The organism is Chitinophaga parva (genome assembly GCF_003071345.1).
Taxonomy (GTDB): domain Bacteria; phylum Bacteroidota; class Bacteroidia; order Chitinophagales; family Chitinophagaceae; genus Chitinophaga; species Chitinophaga parva.
The window spans coordinates 516843-536979 of record NZ_QCYK01000003.1; the positions used below are offsets into that span (position 1 = coordinate 516843).

Sequence of the window (20137 nt, forward strand, 5' to 3'; positions counted from 1 at the left end):
TTTCCTGGAGCGGGATTTCTTTTTTTGCGGCCGTGAAGCCCTATTGCTTTTCCGTATAATTTTTAAAGTTGTCCAGTATGGACTGCCAGCCAGCCTGCTGCTGCTCCAGGCTGTGCGTGTCTTCCGCTTCAAAGGTGGTTTCAACATGAATGCCTTCCGGTGTGGGCGTAAAAAGCGTGTTCACTTTGCGGTTGTCTCCCATGGTGTAGGCAATGCGTTTGTTCTGCTCCACCACGTCGTACACTCCGCCAAAATCGAACCCAAAGCTGCCGTCTTTGGCTTCCATGCGGTAGTTGAATTTGCCACCGGGCTTCAGGTCGTTGAAAGCCACGGGTGTGTGCCAGTCTGGTGAGGCGGCGTTCCAGCGGGTGACATGGTCAGGATTGTTCCAGTATTCCCAAACTTTTTCTGCGGGTGCGTTTACCGTGTTCGCAACGGTGATAAGCGTAGCCATAATTTGTAAGTTTTTCGGTGAGATTGACGATACAAACTTACAACGGTTGCCGCAGGTGGAAGCAGGGGAAATGTGACAAGATCCGGGGGGCGTTATGACACAAATTCCGTATCTTCTCACCACCTGGAAGCAATCGTAAGCTACCGGGCTAAACGCTATACCCCATGCAGGATACTCCTACGCTGATCATAGGCGCCAGCTTTGCCGGACTGGCCACTGCCGCGGCTTTACAGCGCCGGGGGCTGCCCTTTGTTCTTATTGAAAAAGCCGCGGGCGTGGGCGCGCCCTGGCACCAGCATTACGAGCGCCTGCACCTGCATACCCACAAGGAATTTTCGCACCTGCCTTTCCGGAAGTTTCCTGCTGCAACACCGCGCTATCCCAGCCGCCAGGAGGTGGTGGATTACCTGGAAGATTATGCACGCGCCCTGCAACTGCAGCCCCTTTTTGATACGGAAGCACTTTCTATTACTTACAAAGACGGGCGCTGGTTTACCGCCACGGACCAGCGCACGTTTGTGTCTGATAATCTGGTGATGGCAACGGGCGCTTTCAGCAAACCCCGGCCAGTGGCCTTTCCTGGCTTGTCGTCCTTTACCGGTGACGTCATGCATAGCCATGAGTACCGGAATGCAAAAGCATATGCGGGCAAGGCCGTACTGGTGGTGGGATTTGGCAACTCCGCGTGTGAGATTGCAATGGACCTGGCGGAGCAGGGCGCTAAACCCGCCATGGCCGTACGTTCGCCGGTAAATATTGTGCCGCGGGACGTACTGGGTGTGCCGGTAGTGACCCTCAGCTGGATGATGCGCAACCTTTCACCCCACGTGGCAGACGCAATCAGTGCTCCCCTCATGCACCTGCTTATTGGCGATGTGCAGGACCTGGGCCTGCAGGCCATGCCTTATGGACCGTTGGAGCAAATACAGCGGGACGGCAAAGCCCCTGTGCTGGACATGGGCGTAGTACGCATGATCCGGCGCGGGCAGATCGGGATCTATGATGACGTGGACCACCTGGAAGGGCACACTGTATTTTTCAAAGGAGGAGAAGCGGCCCGCTTTGATGCGATCATTGCAGCCACCGGGTACGAACCTAATCATAAGGAACTGCTGCAAGTAGGGCCGGAGCGCTTTGATGACCTGCGCAATCCGGTAAGTAAGCAGGCCTACTTTGGCAAAGATGGCTTATACTTCTGTGGCTACTGGATCAGTCCCACCGGGCAGATACACGAGATCAGCAGTGATGCCCTCAGTATTGCGGCAGCCATCGCAAAAAAGGCTGGCCATTGAGGTGCGTTGGCATCAGATCGTCATGCCGATATCAATCCCCTGGATCTTGCGGTACAGGTCCGTTGCATAATTATCCGTCATGCCGGATACATAATCCAATACGCCCATTACTTTTTTATACGTGCTTTCCTGCTCATACAGGAACTGGGAGGGTATCAGCTGGATAGCCTTTTTATCTGCCTTGGTACGCTTTCCCGCATCCATCGTCACCGGGGGAATGAAGTGGGAGAGGAGCTTGTACATTACGTTATAACCCGCGTTCTCGATCTCCACTACGGCACGATGATTATAGATATTATGCAGGGAAAAATCCATGATGGCCTGCAATCCTTTACTTTCTTTTTTGATCGCATCAAACAGCGGCTGGGTGGCACTTCCATCCAGATAGCTATCTATGTTTTCCTGGTAAATGTGGATGGACCGCTTGGTCAGCTCAGCAATGCACTTGGCGCGCAGGTAAGACACCTGGTCGTTCTTATCGCTGATGTTATCCAGTTGTTTTTGCACGTAGGCCATATCCCCGGGAGCCAGGGATGCCACGAGGCTGCACAGCATATCCATGCAGGCAGTATGTTCTATGATGTGGAGCCGGTGCGCATCTTCCAGGTCAATGATATTATAGCAAATATCATCTGCCGCTTCCACCAGCCATACAAACGGGTGACGGCGAAAGATAAGCGGGTCCCGCGATTCCACCTGCATCAATGTGGCTTCTGCAATGCGGGAAAATGCATCCGCCTCCGATTGGAAGAAACCAAACTTCTTGCGATGGATGAACTTTTTATCGTTGGCAATGGACTCACAGGGATACTTGGCAATAGCGGAAATGGTAGAGTGCGTGAGCTTTAGCCCGCCTTCCGACTTGCCGTTTTGCTGCTGTGTTAAGATCCGTACCGCATTGGCATTGCCTTCAAAGTTCACCAGGTCTGCCCATTCCTTGTCCGTGAACAAATGTTTGAGATCACTTTCATGCTTGCGGAAATAACTGGAAATGGCATCCTCGCCGGAATGCCCAAACGCCGGATTGCCAATGTCGTGGCAAAGACAGGCCGCTGCAATTACATTGTACAGGCTGTATTTGTAAAATTCTTTACTGTCGTCCGTGAGATGGGATGCAAAACGCTCACAGATAAATTCGCCAATGGACGTGCCCAGGGAACGCCCTACAGACGCCACTTCCAAGGAGTGGGTAAGCCGGTTGTGCACAAACACGCTGCCGGGTAAGGGGAATACCTGCGTCTTATTCTGCAGCCTGCGGAAAGCGGAAGAAAAAATAATGCGGTCAAAGTCGCGCTGGAACGCACTCCTGGTCTCGCCGGCGCTTTTATAGTTAGTGTTGGAACTGCCGATGCGTTTATCTGAGTACAGCCTGTTTAGATCCATTGGGTCAGACGAAGTTTGGCCGAAAGTAAATAAAAAGAATGGAATGAATTAAGACGTTGATTACCAATCCGGGTGAAAATATATTTTGTAAGTAAATAAACGTTTACTTACTTTGCCGGATCATGAGACCTAAAAACACCGCAAAAGAAGACGCGATCCGCAGCATTGCCATGCAGATGATCCAGGAAGAAGGCCTGGAAAATCTGAGCATGCAACGCCTGGCCAAGGCGGCCAACGTATCGCCGCGGACCATTTATATCAAATATGAGAACAAGGAAGACCTGCTCATCAAGCTCTATGTGGATGAGGCCCTGGGTAAGTATGAAGCCGCCGTACTGGAGGGTTTCAGTGAAGGGATGGCCTTTGCCGAAGGCGTGCACAAACTCTGGAGCAATGGGTTCCGCTTTCTCACCAGGCACCGTGAATACTTTGCCATTATGCAGTATGGCAAGTCATCGCCCCTGCTCAATAAAGCCTACCAGGAGCGTGGCATTATCCAGGGCAGCTATTTCCAGCCCATCCACCGCTTCCTGGACCGGCATGCAAAAGCCGGCACTATCCATAGATTTCCCGATGAAGTAAGGCGGGCCCTGTTGTTCTCGCCCGTGATGGAGCTGGTGAGTGAATATTTCGACTACCAGGACAGGCCAAAGCAGCTCATCACGGAAAAACTGCTGAAACAGGCTTGTGACACAGTGATCAAAGGAATGCTTAAATAAAAAATGATGAACCCTGTTAACAACAAACGCATTGCCATTGTGGGCGGTGGCCCCGGTGGCCTCACCCTGGCCCGCCTGCTGCTGCCGGGCGGCGCTGCTGTAAAGGTATATGAAAGGGACGTGAGCCGCAGTGTAAGGGTGCAGGGTGCCACGCTGGACCTGCATGATGAAAGCGGCCTCGCAGCCCTGCGCAAAGCCGGTCTCATGGCGGCTTTTGAACAGCACTACCGCCCCGGTGCAGATCACATGCGCGTAGTGGACAAGCACGGCGTGATCCGTTTTGATGAAATGGCCGGCCCCACGGAGGGCGTGTATTTCCGCCCGGAAATAGACCGCGGTCCTTTACGCAACCTGTTACTGGATTCCCTGCAGGAAGATACCGTGGTGTGGAACAGCCACTTCCAGGATATGCAGGCGGAAGGCAAAGGTTGGCGCTTACATTTTAAGAACGGTACCAGCGCTTATGCGGATATCGTGATCGGGGCGGATGGCGCTAATTCCAGGTTGCGCCCTTATCTCACGGACATTGTTGCTTTTTACTCCGGCTACACCGCTATTGAAGGGGCGGTGTACGACTCCGCCAAGAACGTACCGGTACTGCATACGCTGCTGCACGGGGGGAAGATCTTTGCCCTGGGTGATGACAAGACGCTGGTCTTAAGTTCCAAAGGTGATGGCAGCCTGGTATTTTATACGGGGTTTAAAGCGCCGGAGAACTGGGTAAAGGAAAATGGTTTGGATCTCAATGATAAGGCACAGATGAAGGCATGGTTCCAGGAAGCCTTTGCCGGCTGGGATGCGCTATGGTTGCCACTTTTTGAGCAGTCTGCCGGTAGCTTCATTGCGCGCCCGCTGTATTGCATGCCGCTGGACCAGCACTGGCAAAGCCAGCCCAATCTTACGTTGCTGGGGGATGCGGCCCACCTCATGCCTCCATATGCCGGCGAGGGTGTGAACATGGCGATGCTGGATGCATTGGAACTTAGTGCATGCCTGCTCGATCCCGCCTTCCACACGGCACACGAAGCCATTGCCGCTTATGAAAGACAGATGCTGACCCGCGCATCGGCCACTGCGCAAATGACATTGGAACAAACAGATGCCTTGCACAGGGAAGGAAACCTGCAGTACATGCTGGATATGTTTGACCCGGAGAAACAATAAATCGTACAACGTACAGCGTACAACGTACAACGTACAGCGTACAACGTACAGCGTACAACGTACAGCGTATTTTCCACTATCAACCGCGCATCCGCGCCAATAGTCGTTGTACGTTGTACGCTGTACGTTGTACGATTTTTATAACCCCTCCGTGATCACCATACGCATGGTAGCTGCATCTTTACGGGTGGCCCGGGCCTGGGAGTACGCGTCAGAGTGCCACCAGGCTTTTGCATTTTCTACACTGGGAAATTCGATAAGCGTCATGCGCTGCGGTTCCCAGCCGCCTTCCAACGTGGTATTGTGGCCGCCACGGGCAATGTAACGGCCGCCGAAAGGGGCCAGGGTAGCAGGAGCGAGCGCCTGGTATTGCTTGATGAGTTCCGGGTTGAGGATCGTTACTTCAATGATAACGTAAGCTGGCATGAAAAGCGTTTTGCCGTAAATCTCGGTAATTCCGGGCACATTAACGAAGCGCGCGAAATATCTGCCCATCTTTCAATAAACACCAGGTGTGCGCCGTAGCAACAATTTTACCGTCATCCAGATAATTTTCCGGTCAAAGGCAGGTGTCCAGTATTGCAGGTAATAAAGATCATGCTGCACGCGCTGTTCCATTTCAAACAGGTAGCGGGTTTCGCCCCGGTAGCCGCAAACCTGCGCCCAGCCCGTAATGCCGGGCTTTACCAGGAGGCGTGACATATAGTTGTCAATGCAGGCTCCATATTGTTCCGTGTGCAGCAGCATGTGGGGGCGCGGACCTGCCACAGACATATGATTGCATAACACGTTAAAGAACTGTGGCAGTTCATCCAGGCTGGTACGGCGCAGGAAACGGCCTACGCGCGTAAGCCTTGCATCTTCCTGCGTGGCCTGTAGCGTATGCGCCTGTGCATTTACCCGCATGCTGCGGAATTTGTAACAGGTAAAAGCCTGGTTGTTCTTACCGGAACGCAGTTGCTTAAAGAATACCGGTCCCCTTGAATCCAGTTTGATCAGTAATGCCAGCAAGGGTGTAAGCCAGCTCATAACAAAAGTGAGCACCGCCAGGGAGATGCCTATGTCCAGGACACGCTTTGCCAGCCGGTTGACCGGGCGTTCCAGCGGATGTGCAAAGACCGGCTGCAATGTGCCACTGGTAGCGGTTTCTGCAGGTGGGAGATCCCCGTGCAGCAGGGGATTGTTGTGGTAAAGCATCGGTTGCTTCAGCGGCTTGCTTATCATACACGGAACATGTTTTCCTGCTTGCGCAGGTAGTTGCGCAAGGGCCAGTCTTACACAATAGAAAACGAGTATTTAGGCCAAAGGGTTGCCTCATAAATAAAAATATTTGGCAGGAAACATGACTACATTTGTTGCACAAGCATGGCTATGAATATCGCAATTATCGGCACCCGTGGCATTCCCAATTACTATGGTGGATTTGAGCAGTTTGCAGCGTATTTGTCGGCTGCTATGGTGGCCAGTGGGCACCAGGTGACCGTATACTGCGCGCATCACCACCCGTGGCAGCAGTCCACCTGGAAAGGCGTGCAGCTGGTGCACTGTTATGATCCCCGCGTGCTGGGCACGGCAGGCCAGTTTATTTATGACCTGCAGTGCATCCGGCATGCCCGCCGCTGCCACTATGATGTGATCCTGCAACTGGGTTATACCAGCAGCAGCGTGTGGGGCTGGCTGCTGCCCCGTCGTAAAAGTGTGGTGACCACTAACATGGATGGCCTGGAGTGGAAGCGCAGCAAGTACCCCGCCCTGGTACAGCGGTTCCTGCGGGTGGCGGAGCGGCTGGCCGTGCGCACCAGTGATCACCTGGTAGCAGATTCACCTGGCATTCAAAACTACCTGCGCAATAAGTATGACAAGGAAGCAGTGTTCATTCCTTACGGTGCCAGCGTGTTTGACCAACCGGATGTGCGGGTGCCGGAAAAATATGGGTTGGTGCCTTTTCAATACCACCTGCTCATAGCCCGCATGGAGCCGGAAAATAATATTGAAACCATCCTGGATGGGGCAGGGGAGCGGCCGTTCCTGGTGATAGGCGATACGCACAACAAGTTTGGCCGCCGCATGAAAGCAAAGTATGCCCACCAGCCGCACATCCGTTTCCTGGAAGGTATTTATGATCAACAGGTGCTGAACAACCTGCGTTATTTTTCCCGCCTGTATTTTCACGGGCACAGCGTGGGTGGTACTAACCCTTCCCTGCTGGAGGCTATGGCTTCGCAGGCGCTCATCGTGGCGCACAACAATATCTTTAACCGCGCCGTTTTGGGAGAAAATGGTTTTTATTTCCGCAATGCGCGGGACGTGGAAACATTGATCAAAACCGTATCGCGTACGGAAGAGCAACATCACATAGATGCCTGTGTAGCGCGGATACAGGAACAATATACGCATGCGCGCATCGTGCAACAGTATCTCCAACATTTTGAAAGCATCCTGGCTGCCCGCCGGGGTGTGAAGCTGCTTTCTTTTTCCAGATGAAGATCAGTGTAGTGATACCTACGTATAACCGGCCGGATCATGTATTGCAATTGCTGCAATGCCTGGCGAAGTCTGTATTGCAGCCGGTGGAGGTGATCATCGTAGATGCCAGTGAACATCCCCTGCAGCCGGCAGATTATGCAGGGTTTCCGGGGCCGGCTGTACATTGCCTGTATACGCGCCCTGCAGTATGTGCACAACGCAATGCAGGTATTGCCGCGGCCTCGGGAGAATGGATCTTTGTGTGCGATGATGATATGGAAGTACCGCCGGATTATCTTTCCATCCTGTGCGATTATACAACAGAGCATACAGACGTAGTGGCTCTTTCCGGCCTGGTATTGCAGCAGGAAGCCGGCCAGTGGGTGGATATGTACCCGCTGGTATCGCGGAAGGAGTTATGGCTGAAATATATTTTTGGATTGGGCATCTGGGGCGGGGTGCACTGCAAAAATGGCTGGGGCAGCAGCTACCTGCAACGGTACTATGCCCGCAAAGGCAATCACATTGCGGCTTCCGGCTGGCCGGTGCTTACTGATTTCAGCGGGGCCGCATTTGTAACGCCGGTATGGGGCCTGGGCGCCAGCCTTATTAAAAAAGAATGGCTGCTTAGGTTGCCTTATGATGAAACCCTGGACCAGCATGGTATTGGCGATAATTATGGGGTAAGCATTGGCCTGCCCGGCATACACGTGGTGCAGGCCGCCTTTGTATACCATCATCACGCGCCGGCCCAACGCTTGCAGGCGCCCGTGCAATATTATAACCGGGTAATGGCATTGGACCATTTTATCCGCACCCGCCCGGAATTGCGTGCGGTAAGCCGCCTGGCTTTTACCTGGTCACTGCTGGGCAACTTCTTTATTTTTTTTACCGCAGGCAAAGGGCCCATGGCCCGCATGGCATTCCGTGCGCTGCGCCATACTTTAAAAGCTAGCTCCCATGGAACCTGAGCTGATCCCTGCCCACCCCTGGAAGGGAAAGCGCCCGCCGCAGCGGGTGCTGGCTATCCGCCTGCAAGCCATGGGCGATACCGTGGTCACCTTGCCTTACCTGCAATGCCTGCGTAACAGCTTGCCACCCGGCACGCAGCTGGACCTGCTAACACGAAAGGAAGTAAGCCCCATTCCTTCCGACCTGCAATTATTTGATCACGTATATGCCATTGGCGGAAAGCGGAGCCACCGCAAGCAATTGCTACTGGCCATGTTATTGCTGCCAAAGTTGTGGTGGCGCCGCTATGAAGTGGTGATAGACCTGCAGCACAACCGTGTCAGCACCTTGGTGCGCAAGGCCCTGCGGCCCCTCGCCTGGAGCGCGTTTGACCGCTATTCTCCCCGCGCCGCGGGGGAGCGTACCCGCCTTACGATTGAAGCCGCCGGTCTGGGGCCTAATCATTTTGATGCCGGATATACGTTTAATGCCAGCACGTTTGATGAAGATGCCATCCTCAAAGCCTGTGGCTGGGATGGAAAGAGTAAGCTGGTGATCCTCAACCCAGCGGCTGCTTTTCCTACGCGGCACTGGCCGATGGCATATTACGTGGCTTTTGCAAAACGCTGGCTGACAGCTTACCCGGATACACAGTTCGTTGCACTGGGGATAGGCTTTATCAAAGAACGCGCTGCCTTCCTGAAAACTGTACTGGGAGAGCGGTTGCTGTATATGATCGATAACACATTGCCCAGTGAGGGCTTCCGGCTTTTGCGCCGTGCACAGTTCGTGCTCTCGGAAGATTCAGGGCTTATGCATATGGCCTGGGTACTGAACCGGCCCACGGTAGTATTGCTGGGCGGTACCCGTAGTGATTGGGTAAGGCCGCAGCACCGGCATGGTCTGGTATTCAGTTCGGACGACCTACCCTGTGGCAACTGCATGCTGGAAGCCTGTCCTTTTGGCGATGTGCATTGCCTCACGCGCTTTACACCGGATCTTGTTTTTGAAAAAGTGAATGCATTTATACAAAGCCTTGGATAAACAAACACTGGTCATATTAACACCTGCATTCCCGGCCAATGAAAGCCCGGAAGAAACCGTATGGCTGCCGGCGCAACAGGCGCTGGTACGGGCCTTGAACCGGCAGTACCCGGACGTGGAGGTGGTATTGCTCAGTTTCGAGTTTCCCTTGCAGCGTAAAGAATACCTGTGGCATGGCAATACCGTGATACCCTTTGGGGGCGGCAACCGGGGCAGGGGGCACAACTGGCGGGTGTGGGTGCAGGTATTCAACACCTTGCGCCGCCTGCAACGCACCCGCAAGGTAACAGGCCTGTTAAGTTTTTGGTGGGCGGAATGTGCCTTTGTAGGCAGCCTGTTTGCCCGCACCCACGGATTACCACACTACTGCTGGCTTTGCGGACAGGATGCACGGGCAGGCAACCGTTTTGTAAAACGCCTCCGCCCTAGACCAGGAGAGCTGGTGGCCATGTCTGATTTCCTGCAACGCAGTTTTGCACAGCATTACGGCATCCGCCCGGCCCACCTCATCCCGGATGCCATTGACACCAGCTTGTTTGCCCCATTCACCGGCCCGCGGGATATAGACCTGATGGCCGCTGGCGGCCTTTCCCCACTCAAGCAGTTTGACACGTTCGTGGAGCTTGTACAGCAGGTAAAGGCTGCGCGGGGTGCCGTACACGCCGTGCTTTGCGGGGGAGGGCTGGAAGAAGAAAAGCTGCGGCGGCAAAGCGTTTCGCTGGGTTTAACATCCGGCCTGCAAATGACCGGCTACCTACCGCAAGCCGAAGTACTGGCCCTGATGCAGCGCACCAAAGTGTTCCTGCATACCTCCAGCTATGAAGGCTTTGGCAATGTGTGCATAGAAGCACTGTACGCCGGCGCCCATGTGATCAGCTTCACGCAGCCAATGGATGCGGCTATACCGCATTGGCACATCGTAAAAACAAAAGCGGAAATGCTGGAGAAGGCCCTGGCATTGTTGAATGATAACGGTAACGACTACACGCCGGTGCTGCCGTTTGATATGAATGATACGGCCCGTTCTTTTATGCAGTTGTTTGAAAGTTCCAGCACCACATCACAGTGTTGAAAGGCCTCCGGGTTATGGGAGATGAGGAGGATGGTTTTCCCGGTGGCGGCCAGCGCCCGCAAATGCTGCAGTAGCAAGGTTTCAGAGGCGGGATCCAGTTCACTGAACGGCTCATCGAGAAGGAGCACTGGCGCATCTTTATACAATACACGGGCGAGGGCAATGCGTTGCCGCTGCCCCCCGCTGATATTTTTCCCTCCTTCCAGGATCATTTTTTCCAACCCTTCGGGAAATGAAAACCCGGCCAGCGCTGCTACCCGCTGGAGTTTCCGGGCGTCGTAATTTTCTTCGAACAGTACAATGTTATTGGCAATAGTGGTATGTAGCAGGAATGGCTCTTGTTTGGCATAGGCAAGGTCCCGCGGGCTGTAGATCCGGCCGGTACCGGGCTCCAGGAAACCGGCTATGAGATTGAACAGGGTGGTCTTACCCTGCCCGGATGGCCCGCTGATGCCGTACAGGCAACCGGCTTTGAACTGGTAATCCAGTCCCCGCAACACCGTGGCATGTGGGTAAGCAAAGCCCACCGCTTCCAATGTGACCACCGGTGAGGGCAGCGTGCCGGCATGTGCGGTGGGTGCGGCTTCCAGGTCATCCATGCTGTACTGGTATGCTTTCAGTTGCGTGCCCAGGTTAATGATCCGGGAAATGCCGGGAATGATCTTATACGCTGCTGCCATAAAAGCACCTATTAGCACCAGGTAGCCGGCATCACTATGACGCACGGCCGCCACCAGCAGGAACAAACCGAGGATGGCAAATACTTCAAACACGCGGCCGGGCAGGTCCTGTGTGATCTGCATTTGCGCAATGCTATGACCCAGCTCCGCCTGGGTGGCGGCGTGCCGGCGGATGAAGTAGGCATGTTTGCGGAATACATTGATCTCTACAAAACCGCCCAGTGCTTCCCGCAAATATTGAAGGGAGCGTGCTGCCAGCGTTTTCACCTGCCCCTTTACCCGCCGCAACCGGCGACGGGTAAGCATTAGCAGCAACAAGGCGGGCGGCAGTAAGGCGACAGTGATGATGCCCAGCAACCTGGCATTGTACCAGCACAGCGCCGTTACGGCAAAAACGACCATCATACTTTCTGAAAGCAACTGCTGTGCATTGAGCAACACATATTGCGCAAACTCCGTGGGCTGGTGGATAATGCGGCGGATGAAAATGGAAGAATCCTTACCGGCGAACTGCTGGTAGCTGCCATGGAGATAAGCGGCCAGGTTTGCTTCAGACAGCCGGTTAGCAATGCGGTTCATGGTCTTTACCTGGTGCCGGTACAAAGCATGGCCTGTGACATGTTTTAATATAAACAGGCCTGCCAGTCCCAGTGCCGGCCATAAAGACTGTAACTGCCCATTCGTATAGCGCTTCACTACCAGCAGCAGGCAGGCGATGCAGGCAATGTCCAGCAGGTTCACAGCCGTATTGCCCGCCACGAAGAAGGCTACCCGCTTTCTTTCCACGGGTATCAGCAGGGACCATATGTTCTTAAACAGCCGTTGCATCTTGTTTATAAATAAAACCCAGGTAACAAATGGTGAGCACCAGGGCCAGGTCGCACTGGTTATTGATCACGATCACATCTGTAAAGGAAGCGCACACAATGATGATGCACAGATCCCGTAACAGGGACACTTTGCGGGTGATGCCGTAATAGCCAATGTAGCCGTAAAGCAGTACAAGGGCTACTACCCCGATGATGCCAAAGGCCACAAAGCTTTCCAGGTAAGCATCGTGGAAGGAATATTGCAGGTAGCCGCCACCGCTGCCATCGCTGCCGTCACCATCATACATGTGGTAAGCGCGGATCTTGTCCCGCAGCAGCTGGGCTGCATCCCCGCTGCCTACGCCTACCAGGTAGCGGTGGTGCTCCTGCATAATTTCAAAAGAATAACGGATGTAAAGTACCCGCAGGCTCAGCCCATCGAAGTACATGCCCTGGTTGAAGTCTTTTTGGGTGAGGTAGCCCGCCTGGAAGCGCGTCATGTCCTGGAAACGGGCCCGCACAGGGTTGGGCACCAGGGCGACGGGCAGTAACAACGCTACCAGGGCGCCCACCGCTACCAGCTTCCACCGGAGCTTTAATAACGTAAACGCATGTACGCCGGAGATCACCAGGTGGATGAATAGGAACATGCGGGAGGCCAGCAGCAGGATGAAAATACTGAAGCAAATATAGAGCAGCAATTTGCGCCCGGGGGACATGGGCAGGAAAAGCAGCACCGCCACGGCTACCACGCACAGCATGGAGCTGAAAATAGCCGTGGAGCCTACCTGCCCGGCCAGTGCATGGTATATGAACACGCCGGTATCGTGCAGGCGGAAATATTGTACGGTGGCCAGCAGGAGCGCTGCGCCCATATAAACCAGCGCAGCGTATACAAAGCCCTTCAGCAGCCCCGCCACCTGTACTGGTGAAAATGGTTTTTTGGAAAAGAAGATAAAGGCAAGGATAAATTCCCGCTGCAGCATGGAGAAGGCCTCGCGTTTATTAGCAGACGTAAGGAAGCTGGTGAGGTACAATAGAAAGAAGAAGGCCACGAAATACACGATGTGCACGCTTTTCAGGCGCTGCCACTTTTGGCGGAAGCCCCCTTCCACCAGCCAGGTAAGGGTAAGCAGGATGGTACAGATACTGTTGAACGCCACCCAGGTATCGCCCACCACGGTGGAGAGCAGCAGGGCGGCGGTGAGCACCACGTAAATGCGCTCAAAGTACAAGGCGGTAGGCAGTTCATTCCTGTGCATCCATTACTTTTTTATAAACTTCCAATGTTTTAAGTGCCGTCATGTCCCAGTTATTTTCCAGGGCAATGCGGCTGGCAAACAGCGGGTCAGCGGCGGTTTGCAGTGCCTGTTCCACGGCACTGCGTATGCTTTGCGGGTTGCCGGGGTGGCAGTATTGCACATGACCGGAGAAATATTCCCGCGTGTCTCCTTTTTCAGATACCACGAGGGTGCAGCCGCAGGCGGCTGCTTCCAGTGAACTGAGGCCGGTGGTCTCAAACCAGCTGGCCAGGATATGCGTTTTATACTGCTGGTACAAGGTTGCTACCATGGCGGGTTCCTGGTGGGAGATGAATTGTACATTGTCATAGGCAGCACGCCTGCATTCCTGGTAATAAGCGCTGTGATTAGGCGCCGCATCGCCCACAAATGTGATAGGTGTGCCGGTTTCGCGGAGGGCGTTGATGATGTTGAGCTGGTTTTTGATGGGTTCTATCCTGGCCACGCAAAGCAGTGCAGGCTTGCGTTTTACCGGGGCGGCGGCTATATGGAACACCGTGGTGTCAATAGAGTTGGGCACCACTGCAAAGCGGCCTGCTTCCGGGAAATCATTTTTCAGGCGGGCATATTCACTGCAGGAGTTGGGCAGCAGGTAGGCGCACCGGCGCAGGATGTAGGCAATAGCCTGGCGGTGGCCAAGGAAAAGGTATTTCCAGGAGATCACTTTTTCCCCGTTCTTAAAGCTGCGGCCCACTGTCTTCAGGTACTCCTGTTTGTGCTTGTTAAACAGGCCCAGTACCCGGTACAGCGGGTGCTTGTAGGTTTTGGGAATGTCCTCGTAGCTCAGGTAAATGGGCGATACCACGTAGGGCAGGCCACTTTTATCTGCATGATAAATGATGTCCGCCGGGCGGATGATATTGAAAAAGTGTAACAGCTGGTAGGCCTCGTAGTTAATTTGCTTATCACTGCTCAGGGCAATATCCACCTCCACGCCCAACTGGCGCAGGCAACGGGCAGTATGCAGTATCTGCACCGTATCACCCCCTCTTGCTGTGTACAGGGTAGCCCTGCTGATGAATAACACTTTCATAAGGGCGCCGTTTTATTGAATTGTGGAAATAACGCCGGCGTGAAGGCCAGCATCCAGAGCACATATTCTGCCGGGTTAAATAAATAACTGCCGGTGAACTGGTAGATGAATACAAACAGGAAAATGAAACTACGGTAGTAGTTGTTCCACACTTTTGTTTTTATGGCCCCGTAGGTGATGCCCCCCATGCGGAGTGCTATGCCCGCCCAGCCGTAATAGCAGAAGGTCTCTGCCAGGGAGTTGTGAATGCGGGTAGTGGGAATATGGGAGTAGCCATAGAAGTAATTGGAAAAATCCTTGCCAAGGTATTTCAGTTGCCCCAGGCCAATGCCAATGTAGCGCGATTTCATCCTGGCCACTTCCCACGCGATGTAGAACGAATCGGCCAGCCGCCCACGGGCAGAAGTATCTTTTCCGACGTAAATGTTTTCCAGGCGCCCGAAGAGCGGATTGTGCCGGTAAAAGAAAAACAGCACCACGCAGCCACCTGCCAGGCACCACGCGGCAAACATCAGGAATCCCAGGTTCATATGGGCACGCAGGGCATTCCCGTTCAGCGTGAGCAGGAGCGCAGTGCAAATAATGGCCGTGGCGATCACTCCCAGTGAGAAACTGAGCAACAGCGACATGCTGAGCGTAACAAACAGGATATTGTACCGGCTTTGCAGCAACATCTTTTTCAACGCATAATAGGTGGCAATTGGCAGCATGACCAATGAATAGTAGGAAGCTTCGTAGGTGAATAGCTTCAAACGCGGCACCACGGGTACATCCGGGCTGATGGGCAGCAGGTACCAGACGGTGGGTTTGAGGAATGGGATAAAAAGAAACACCAGTGCCATTGCCACCAGTACCAGGTTAATGCTGGCCAGTTGTTTGAACAGGTGCTCCATCGGCGGTGCAGTTTGCAGGTACAGGTAAGTGTTGATCACAAAAATACCCAGCGTCTGCAACAGGATAAAAGATATTGCATAGTCCTTGAAATGCTCCACCGTAGGGAGTTGCAGGCAGGCCATGATGAAGGTGGCCAGCAGGAACCAGCCATAATATTTTAACCCTTTTACCCGGACCAGGTTGATAAAGAAGAAGGGTGTAAGCAACGTGGTAAAGTACAGCCCCTCTGGTAGCAGCCATCCGTTAAAGAAGGTGTAAATGATGGCCGCAAAGCCGAAGAGGCGGTATGACTGTTCCTGGTTCATGATCTGGCAAGTAGTAACATCGTGTGTTTGCCACCCCGGAGGTGGGTGAAATAAAGAGTGGCCAGCGCCAGCGCTGCGCAACTGTAACGGAGCAGGGGCGTGGGTGCGCAGATAAACGAAGTGAGGAACACGGAAGGCAGTAGCTGCAGGAGGGCCTTGTATAGCTGGTATTTCCCCGTCAGTATTTTATTCAGCATGCAGGTGAGCAGCAGGGTGCTGACCACGCAGGCTGCAATAAGCCCGTACAGCACGGCCTGTGGCTCGTGGAAAATATGAATGCAGGCAAACATGGCACCCAGCGCCAGTCCGCAAAAGATCAGGATATAATAGAGATAGGCCTTTTCATGCCCCACCGCGTTGAAATAATACGTAGGCACAATGCTGAGGGCAAAGAAAGACTCAAAGCAGATAAAGTACCGTGTATATGTTTGCACTTCCGCACTGGTGGCACTACCCAGCACTATGCGGAACAGGAATGGGTAAATGAAATACAACACCAGCAGGAAGACCACCGCGCAACTGGCCACGAGGCTGCGGGCTGCAAAGTAGAGGGATTCACTGTCGCCCGCCTGTGCATGCAGCTTGGTGAATTTTGGAGAGATCCAGTGCACCACCGCATTGAGCCCCATGTGCAGGTGGTTGAACATGGTAGCGATGAGCGCATAGTAACTGAGCACGATCAGCCCAAAGTAGCTTACCACCAGGTAGCGGTCCGACTGGAAAGTGAGGATAATGGCCAGGGATTGCAGCCAGGTAAGCACGGCAAAAGACATTTCCCGGCGGGGTATGCGCAGGGTGAAACGGAACCTGTAAGCGGGCATGCGCTGTTGCAGCAGCAGGAAAGCAAAGAGGATAAACAGTGCGTTCATGATGATGATCACCAGCAGCAGCTGTGCAATGTTCATGGGCGCTATGCAAAGCAGCAACACATTGAGCAGCAGGCCTCCCAGGCGGTTGCCACTGGAAAGCAGGGCTGCGGTCTTGTACTGTTCCAATGCCTTGAAGTAGTTGGTAAAGATCTGCTCAAAGAATTTAATGCCCACGATCCAGCCCGCCAGGGCGCAGCTCTGCGCGCAGAGGCCGCGGTAGGCATCCGCAATGGCAAATAAGTGGAAGTGGGACACCAGGAAGTATCCTGCCCCGGAAAGCAGGATGCAGAAGCCAAACAGCAGGATGGTGATGCTGATGGCATGGTTGAGCGTACCGGCCCTGGCATCAGCATCACCACGGCCGGTGTGCAGTGCAATATTTTTCAATACCATGCTGCCAATACCGAAATTGAACAGCTGCATGGATACTATGATGGTATTGATCAGCATCCAGATGCCAAACTGGGCCTGGCCCAGGTGGCGTATAAAGAAAGCCGTGCTCATAAAGAACAGCAGCGGGTATAGAAAAATATCCGCAATGTTCCAGAGGCTGTTGCTGATGTTCTTATTGCGCAGCATGCGGCCGGTTTGACAGGTGAGGCAAAAGAAAAACCAGGATGCCGCTGATGACCAGGAACACGGTGATGGCCATGGCGGCTATTTTAAAAGCGGATTTGTGTACGGGCACTTCGCTCACGAGGAAGGGCCTTTGCAGTTTCACCGCCCGGGGATCTGCCAGGAAGGATTGCATATCCGCAATTTCTTCGGTAATGCGTTCCCCCTTTTCCAGGAGGGCCTGCGCGCTGACCGGGTCTTTCTGGGTGGAGAACATGGCGGTGCCGGGTTTTGTAAGACTGGCAGTGTACGCGTGGGTAAGGGAATCCAGGGCTATAAGTTCTTTTTGCCGGTAGGTGATGGCACTTTTAAATTTTGCTACGCGCTGCTGTTGCAATTCCTGCACCGCAATGTTTTGGTTGAGATAACGCTCCAGTACCGTGTCCAGGCGCTGGAATACTTGCTGATTGGTGGTTTTCACAGACAGGTAGAAGATCTTGGCGTTATTTTCGGTAAGGTCGTCAGCCAGTTTGCTGCCCACATTGTTGGTGGCCTCGATGGATTTGATAGTGGACAGTTGCTGCCGGTCCAGGTGGAGGATAGGCTGCAACTGGCTGTAGGAGCGGGCCTGCAGCAGGTCGTTCACATTGTCTATTGCCTCTCCATACAGCTTGCGTTGCAGGGAAGTATAGGCGTAAAGGGCTTTGCCTTCAAATATTTTTGCAGATTGCCAGCTGTAAAAAATACTGCCACCCACGGCCAGCAGTGCCAGTACCAGCATGAGAGGCCCGTAGTGGCGCAGCCCCTGGCCGTATTGGCGCAGGAGGGCACGCAGGAAGTGTACCAGGGTGCGTACCTGTGCATTAAGTTCCTGTACGGTCAGTTCATCATCAGGCGCTTGCATCATAGCTTTCATCTTTCTTTTGAATGGTGACCAGGTAATGATCACAGCAGGTATTGAATGGAAAATAATGGCCCAGTAAGTTTTCTGCCCTTTGCAGCACCCGGTAAAGCCGCGGGTAGCGCTCCACGAAGCCCTGGTAAAATTCCGGTGGCACGGCAACGTAGATCCCCCGGAGGGTTAGTACCTTAAAATCCTTTCCCAGTGAGCGTTTTACGTAACGTGGGCTGTAGTAGCGCAAGGGGAAATGCACGCCTTCAATATGCGCCACCGGTTGCCTGCGCAGCCGGCGGAAGGCCGTATGGAAATCGCCTTTCAGCGCCATGACCAGCTCCCAGGGGCAGTATTTTGGCATGATCACCAGGGTGGCCTTTCCACCTGGGAGTAAATGGTCCCTGAATTGTTGCAGCACCTGCTCCAGGTGCAGGCTGCAATTCAGGCCTCCAAAATTGGAAAGGATATAATCGAAGCGCCGGGTACCCAGCAGGTGCAGGTCATGAAAAGAGCATTGACGCACTTGTACTTGTTGTTGCAACTGGTGCGCCTGTACCTTTTCTTCCAGTGCCTGTACCATACCCGTGGCCAGGTCTGTGGCCAGTAGGCGGTGACCCCGTGCGGCAAAGTAGAGGGTGTCTAAACCGGTACCGGCATTGAGTTCCAGCATACTGGCATGGGCCGGGGCCTGCTGCATCACCTCCTGGCGGTAAATGTGGCGCAGGTGGGCTGTAAGCGGGTTGCCCTTGTTCAGGGCGTCAAAGCCGGCAGCCTGCCGGCTGAAAGCCTCGTTTACCAGTGCTTCTGTGTGGTTCATATGCGGTCCGTTTTATGTGTGGCCAGGTGCCGCAGTTCCCGGCTGAAGCGCTGTTTGAGCAGTTGGTATTTCAACGTGCGCAACAGCGTAGCAGGTGTATGGCCCTGCTGCTTCAACCATTCCAACCGGTATACATAATGCGTGTAGCGGTGCAGTTTTTTATAGAAAGGACTGCCGTATGTATTGGTATACATGAGGTCCAGGTCATCGGAGTCTGTCCAGTTTTCCTTGCTGCGCATGTCTTGTTTTACTTTGTCGTAAAATTTGGTGCCGGGCAGGGGATAGGAAACGGAAATGCCAATATCGTCCGGCAGTGTTTCACGAATGAGGCGCAGCGTCTGGTCAATATCGGCCGCGGTTTCATGCAGATAGCCATACTGGATGAAGAAGGCTGCACGGATGTTGTACTGGCGCAGCAGCTGCCTGGCACGGCGGATCTCCTCCACGGTAATGCCTTTGTCCATGGCATCCAGGATGTGCTGAGAGCCGCTCTCAGCGCCCATCCACACTTCTTCGCAGCCTGCCCCGGCCAGATCTGCCACGTAGTTTTCCTGCACCAGCAGGTCTGCACGGGATTGTATCTTAAACGGCGTTACCGCATTGGCGGCGTGCAGTTGTACTGCGAAATCAGCTACCCAGCTGCGTTTCAGGCCAAAGATGTCGTCACAGAACCAGATATGGTCCATGTGAAAAAGCGCTTTCAGGTGCAGAATCTCTTTCACCACCTGCTCCGGGCTGCGCATGTTGTAATGATTGCCATAGATCGGCTTTGCACACCAGTTGCACTTATACGGGCAGCCTCGGGTGGTGGCCACGTTGATGGAAAAATAGCCGTGCTTTTTCAACCACACTTTTTTATACGGTGCAATATTCACCAGGTCCCAGGCGGGTAGGGGTAGCTCGTCCAGCTGGCGGGAGATAGGGCGCGGTGCGTTACGGCGGGGCGCATCAGCCACCCGGTGTATAAGGCCTCTCACCGCATCCATGGCGGGTTGTGTGGTTTCTAGCAACTGTACGGTTTCCAGCAGCGTGTACTCCGCTTCACCGGCTATCACATAGTCGGCTCCGTGCTCCATGTATTTTTCATAGTGGTCCGCTGCATCAGAACTGGTAACGATCACCTTACAACCATATGCCCTGGCATATTGCTGCATTACAAAGGCGGCTTCGCGCATGTTGCTCAGGCACATCTTGGTGAGGTAGTTAAACCCATCGTCATAGATCACGAACACATCTGGCTTAAAGGACTTCAGTACAGGGATAAGCTCTTCCGGCGCATGGGCAAACATGGTATCGAAAAGGGATACGGCAAACCCGTTTTCCCGCAGCAAAGCCGCGGCCAGCAAGGTGCCCAGGGGAGGGTAAGGTTTACCATGCTCCACCTGCTTTGGGTCCAGCTGTAGAAAATAGGAATGACTGAATAACACTTTCACG

At 53.8% G+C, this 20137-nt stretch carries 19 protein-coding genes; 7 read left to right on the plus strand and 12 right to left on the minus strand.

Annotated features, from left to right (window positions below; all coding sequences use genetic code 11):
- Window positions 1-40 precede the first annotated feature (40 nt).
- Window positions 41-454, minus strand: a complete 414-nt coding sequence (locus DCC81_RS21355) for an SRPBCC family protein (RefSeq protein WP_108688708.1) — start codon at window positions 452-454, stop codon at window positions 41-43.
- 164 nt (window positions 455-618) lie between these two features.
- On the opposite strand from DCC81_RS21355, the gene DCC81_RS21360 reads away from it, so the two are divergent.
- Window positions 619-1746, plus strand: coding sequence for a flavin-containing monooxygenase (locus DCC81_RS21360; protein ID WP_108688709.1), 1128 nt, complete (start codon window positions 619-621; stop codon window positions 1744-1746).
- 12 nt (window positions 1747-1758) lie between these two features.
- Here the strand turns inward: DCC81_RS21360 and dgt are convergent, their stop codons facing one another.
- The gene (gene dgt, locus DCC81_RS21365; protein WP_108688710.1) at window positions 1759-3129 is read right to left on the minus strand and encodes a dGTP triphosphohydrolase; all 1371 of its coding nucleotides are present in this window, start codon (window positions 3127-3129) and stop codon (window positions 1759-1761) included.
- A gap of 122 nt (window positions 3130-3251) precedes the next feature.
- Between dgt and DCC81_RS21370 the strand changes: the two genes are divergently transcribed.
- Both DCC81_RS21370 and DCC81_RS21375 read left to right on the plus strand, forming a co-directional pair.
- Window positions 3252-3848: a TetR/AcrR family transcriptional regulator gene (locus DCC81_RS21370; RefSeq protein ID WP_108688711.1), complete on the plus strand. Its 597-nt coding sequence runs from the start codon at window positions 3252-3254 to the stop codon at window positions 3846-3848.
- Window positions 3849-3854: 6 nt separating this feature from the next.
- A complete protein-coding gene (locus tag DCC81_RS21375; RefSeq protein ID WP_108689275.1) occupies window positions 3855-5012 on the plus strand; it encodes an FAD-dependent oxidoreductase in 1158 nt (385 codons plus the stop codon).
- A gap of 138 nt (window positions 5013-5150) precedes the next feature.
- Here the strand turns inward: DCC81_RS21375 and DCC81_RS21380 are convergent, their stop codons facing one another.
- Together DCC81_RS21380 and DCC81_RS21385 are read right to left on the minus strand one after the other, a co-directional pair.
- Entirely contained in the window at window positions 5151-5438 is a 288-nt protein-coding gene (locus tag DCC81_RS21380; protein WP_108689276.1) for a DUF1330 domain-containing protein, read from the minus strand.
- Between the two features lie 72 nt (window positions 5439-5510).
- Window positions 5511-6236: a sugar transferase gene (locus DCC81_RS21385; RefSeq protein WP_108688712.1), complete on the minus strand. Its 726-nt coding sequence runs from the start codon at window positions 6234-6236 to the stop codon at window positions 5511-5513.
- Between the two features lie 147 nt (window positions 6237-6383).
- Here DCC81_RS21385 and DCC81_RS21390 point away from each other — a divergent pair, with 147 nt between their 5' ends.
- The 4 genes from DCC81_RS21390 to DCC81_RS21405 are packed head-to-tail and all read left to right on the plus strand — an operon-like array spanning window position 6384 to window position 10545.
- Window positions 6384-7496: a DUF1972 domain-containing protein gene (locus DCC81_RS21390; protein ID WP_108688713.1), complete on the plus strand. Its 1113-nt coding sequence runs from the start codon at window positions 6384-6386 to the stop codon at window positions 7494-7496.
- On the plus strand, window positions 7493-8449 hold the full coding sequence (locus DCC81_RS21395; protein ID WP_108688714.1) for a glycosyltransferase family 2 protein: 957 nt from the start codon (window positions 7493-7495) through the stop codon (window positions 8447-8449). The genes DCC81_RS21390 and DCC81_RS21395 overlap by 4 nt, the downstream gene beginning before the upstream one ends.
- Window positions 8439-9473 (plus strand): glycosyltransferase family 9 protein, encoded by a 1035-nt coding sequence (locus tag DCC81_RS21400; RefSeq protein ID WP_108688715.1) that lies wholly within the window; start codon window positions 8439-8441, stop codon window positions 9471-9473. The genes DCC81_RS21395 and DCC81_RS21400 overlap by 11 nt, the downstream gene beginning before the upstream one ends.
- Window positions 9466-10545, plus strand: coding sequence for a glycosyltransferase family 4 protein (locus DCC81_RS21405; protein ID WP_165806685.1), 1080 nt, complete (start codon window positions 9466-9468; stop codon window positions 10543-10545). The genes DCC81_RS21400 and DCC81_RS21405 overlap by 8 nt, the downstream gene beginning before the upstream one ends.
- Here the strand turns inward: DCC81_RS21405 and DCC81_RS21410 are convergent.
- From DCC81_RS21410 to DCC81_RS21445, 8 genes are read right to left on the minus strand one after another with little or no spacing between them, the layout of a single operon-like run.
- Complete coding sequence (locus DCC81_RS21410; RefSeq protein WP_108688717.1) at window positions 10455-12053, minus strand: ATP-binding cassette domain-containing protein; 1599 nt, start codon at window positions 12051-12053, stop codon at window positions 10455-10457. The two genes, DCC81_RS21405 and DCC81_RS21410, sit on opposite strands and share 91 nt — an antisense overlap.
- Window positions 12037-13296 (minus strand): O-antigen ligase family protein, encoded by a 1260-nt coding sequence (locus tag DCC81_RS21415; protein ID WP_108688718.1) that lies wholly within the window; start codon window positions 13294-13296, stop codon window positions 12037-12039. The genes DCC81_RS21410 and DCC81_RS21415 overlap by 17 nt, the downstream gene beginning before the upstream one ends.
- A complete protein-coding gene (locus DCC81_RS21420; RefSeq protein ID WP_108688719.1) occupies window positions 13283-14368 on the minus strand; it encodes a glycosyltransferase family 4 protein in 1086 nt (361 codons plus the stop codon). Before DCC81_RS21420 ends, DCC81_RS21415 begins: the two co-directional genes overlap by 14 nt.
- The gene (locus DCC81_RS21425; protein WP_108688720.1) at window positions 14365-15567 is read right to left on the minus strand and encodes an O-antigen ligase family protein; all 1203 of its coding nucleotides are present in this window, start codon (window positions 15565-15567) and stop codon (window positions 14365-14367) included. The genes DCC81_RS21420 and DCC81_RS21425 overlap by 4 nt, the downstream gene beginning before the upstream one ends.
- Complete coding sequence (locus DCC81_RS21430) at window positions 15564-17015, minus strand: lipopolysaccharide biosynthesis protein (protein WP_108688721.1); 1452 nt, start codon at window positions 17013-17015, stop codon at window positions 15564-15566. Before DCC81_RS21430 ends, DCC81_RS21425 begins: the two co-directional genes overlap by 4 nt.
- The gene (locus DCC81_RS21435) at window positions 17002-17898 is read right to left on the minus strand and encodes a hypothetical protein (RefSeq protein ID WP_108688722.1); all 897 of its coding nucleotides are present in this window, start codon (window positions 17896-17898) and stop codon (window positions 17002-17004) included. Before DCC81_RS21435 ends, DCC81_RS21430 begins: the two co-directional genes overlap by 14 nt.
- On the minus strand, window positions 17882-18703 hold the full coding sequence (locus DCC81_RS21440; protein WP_108688723.1) for a class I SAM-dependent methyltransferase: 822 nt from the start codon (window positions 18701-18703) through the stop codon (window positions 17882-17884). Before DCC81_RS21440 ends, DCC81_RS21435 begins: the two co-directional genes overlap by 17 nt.
- Complete coding sequence (locus DCC81_RS21445; RefSeq protein WP_108688724.1) at window positions 18700-20136, minus strand: B12-binding domain-containing radical SAM protein; 1437 nt, start codon at window positions 20134-20136, stop codon at window positions 18700-18702. Before DCC81_RS21445 ends, DCC81_RS21440 begins: the two co-directional genes overlap by 4 nt.
- Window position 20137: the final 1 nt, after the last annotated feature.

What these genes read in the sequence shown, in the direction of transcription:
- DCC81_RS21355 (WP_108688708.1), bottom strand. Translation starts at nt 454, where the DNA reads ATGGCTACGCTTATCACCGTTGCGAACACGGTAAACGCACCCGCAGAA.
- DCC81_RS21360 (WP_108688709.1), top strand. Translation starts at nt 619, where the DNA reads ATGCAGGATACTCCTACGCTGATCATAGGCGCCAGCTTTGCCGGACTG.
- dgt (WP_108688710.1), bottom strand. Translation starts at nt 3,129, where the DNA reads ATGGATCTAAACAGGCTGTACTCAGATAAACGCATCGGCAGTTCCAAC.
- DCC81_RS21370 (WP_108688711.1), top strand. Translation starts at nt 3,252, where the DNA reads ATGAGACCTAAAAACACCGCAAAAGAAGACGCGATCCGCAGCATTGCC.
- DCC81_RS21375 (WP_108689275.1), top strand. Translation starts at nt 3,855, where the DNA reads ATGAACCCTGTTAACAACAAACGCATTGCCATTGTGGGCGGTGGCCCC.
- DCC81_RS21380 (WP_108689276.1), bottom strand. Translation starts at nt 5,438, where the DNA reads ATGCCAGCTTACGTTATCATTGAAGTAACGATCCTCAACCCGGAACTC.
- DCC81_RS21385 (WP_108688712.1), bottom strand. Translation starts at nt 6,236, where the DNA reads ATGATAAGCAAGCCGCTGAAGCAACCGATGCTTTACCACAACAATCCC.
- DCC81_RS21390 (WP_108688713.1), top strand. Translation starts at nt 6,384, where the DNA reads ATGAATATCGCAATTATCGGCACCCGTGGCATTCCCAATTACTATGGT.
- DCC81_RS21395 (WP_108688714.1), top strand. Translation starts at nt 7,493, where the DNA reads ATGAAGATCAGTGTAGTGATACCTACGTATAACCGGCCGGATCATGTA.
- DCC81_RS21400 (WP_108688715.1), top strand. Translation starts at nt 8,439, where the DNA reads ATGGAACCTGAGCTGATCCCTGCCCACCCCTGGAAGGGAAAGCGCCCG.
- DCC81_RS21410 (WP_108688717.1), bottom strand. Translation starts at nt 12,053, where the DNA reads ATGCAACGGCTGTTTAAGAACATATGGTCCCTGCTGATACCCGTGGAA.
- DCC81_RS21415 (WP_108688718.1), bottom strand. Translation starts at nt 13,296, where the DNA reads ATGCACAGGAATGAACTGCCTACCGCCTTGTACTTTGAGCGCATTTAC.
- DCC81_RS21420 (WP_108688719.1), bottom strand. Translation starts at nt 14,368, where the DNA reads ATGAAAGTGTTATTCATCAGCAGGGCTACCCTGTACACAGCAAGAGGG.
- DCC81_RS21425 (WP_108688720.1), bottom strand. Translation starts at nt 15,567, where the DNA reads ATGAACCAGGAACAGTCATACCGCCTCTTCGGCTTTGCGGCCATCATT.
- DCC81_RS21430 (WP_108688721.1), bottom strand. Translation starts at nt 17,015, where the DNA reads ATGCTGCGCAATAAGAACATCAGCAACAGCCTCTGGAACATTGCGGAT.
- DCC81_RS21435 (WP_108688722.1), bottom strand. Translation starts at nt 17,898, where the DNA reads ATGATGCAAGCGCCTGATGATGAACTGACCGTACAGGAACTTAATGCA.
- DCC81_RS21440 (WP_108688723.1), bottom strand. Translation starts at nt 18,703, where the DNA reads ATGAACCACACAGAAGCACTGGTAAACGAGGCTTTCAGCCGGCAGGCT.